Here is a 1613-nt window from a genome sequence, read left to right as displayed (position 1 = left end):
CCATTTGCATTGGGTTTGTTCTTTAAAATTCGTTTGTAAGTTGCCATAGTGAAATTATAAAAGTCAAGGTATAGGTCAATGTTATAGTACAAAAATAGTAAAATAAAGTAATACCTCAAAACAAAATATTATATTATATATTTGTTTTTCAATCTTTTAGTGATACAAATAAAAACATAGAAATATAATAAACCTCTTTCTGTTAATCAGAGGGTCGCTGGTTCGAGCCCAGCAGGAGGAGCAAAAAAAGACTTACAGAAATGTAGGTCTTTTTTATTTTTAAACAATTCTATAAGCTCATTTGGGGATTTTAGATTCCGGACGAATATAATTTCCTATCAAAAAAATTAATTCTCAGAAACTAAGCATTCTTTTGTTTCATTCCAAAATTAAATTCTTCAATTTTTATTTTCACTATTTCATTATTCTAATCACAAACTATTTACCATTTTTCAATTCCCACTAAATATTCTCTATTATTTTAATGGCTTTAAATAAGGTCTATTTTACCCATAACTATGGTTAAGCCATATCAAAGTAGAGATTCTTATACAACAAGTTATTTTTGACCCTAAAAACGATTAATCATTGGAATTACAAATAATGAGTGATAAACAATTAGAAATTGAGATAAAATAACTTTATCCTTTCTAACAAGAAGCACTCTCCTTATTCAGTCTCTTTGTCATACCGCAGGGATCTAGACAACGTTAGCCCTGGCTTGTATATTTCTACAGTGTTCTCTCCATTCAATAGAAGTGGGCTTTAGCCCGCTTTATCATTTACAAACAATCAAAAGGCTTTAGCCCAAACCTATAATACAAAGAAAGAATAGAGCTTAGTAAAAACATCATTCACGGATGATATAAAAAAGAACTGCCTAAAATAAGAAGTATTCCTACTGATTCGCTCTCTTTGTCATCCCGCAGGAATCTCGACAATGTTAGCCCTGGCTGGTATATTTCTACAGTGTTCTCTCGATTCAATAGAAGTGGGCTTTAGCCCGCTTTATCATTTACAAGCAATTCAAAGGCTTTAGCCCAAACCTATAATACAAAGAAAGAAAGAAAGAAAGAAAAGAATAGAGCTTAGTAAAAACATCATTCCCTTATTTCTATACTCTCTTCATCATCCCGCAGGAATCTCGACAATGTTAGCCCTGGCTGGTATATTTCTACAGTGTTCACTCAATTCAATAGAAGTGGGCTTTAGCCCGCTTTATCATTTACAAACAATCCAATGGCTTTAGCCAAAACCTATAATACAAAGAAAGAAAGAATGAATGAATGAATAGAGCTTAGTAAGTAAATACTATTCACTAATTTCCATACTCCTGTTGAGATCATTACAGGATAACAAGATACGGGGAATAACGATAATAGAATAATGATAAGGAATAGATGGTGGTGGTTGGTGGTGTACTCCCTAAAGTATAAAGCAAAAAAAAATCCTCTATCTTTCGATAAAGGATTTTTAAAAATAAAATAAAAACTGGCGGCGGCCTACTCTCCCGCGTTAGCAGTACCATCGGCGCTGGTGGGCTTAACTTCTGTGTTCGGAATGGGAACAGGTGAGCCCCACCGCTAAAACCACCCTAAAGGTTGTATATAGCA

1 rRNA gene is annotated in these 1613 nt (G+C 33.4%); it reads right to left on the bottom strand.

What is annotated here, in order from left to right:
* Positions 1-1489: 1489 nt before the first annotated feature.
* Positions 1490-1597: ribosomal RNA gene (rrf, locus tag GTR01_RS24370) — 5S ribosomal RNA — on the bottom strand.
* Positions 1598-1613: the final 16 nt, after the last annotated feature.

Origin of the sequence: Chryseobacterium sp. c4a, from assembly GCF_009900745.1 — a bacterium.
In the GTDB taxonomy this organism is placed as follows: Bacteria; Bacteroidota; Bacteroidia; order Flavobacteriales; family Weeksellaceae; genus Chryseobacterium.
Note: the sequence above shows the minus strand (reverse complement) of the source record. Positions and strands in the feature narration are given on the sequence as shown.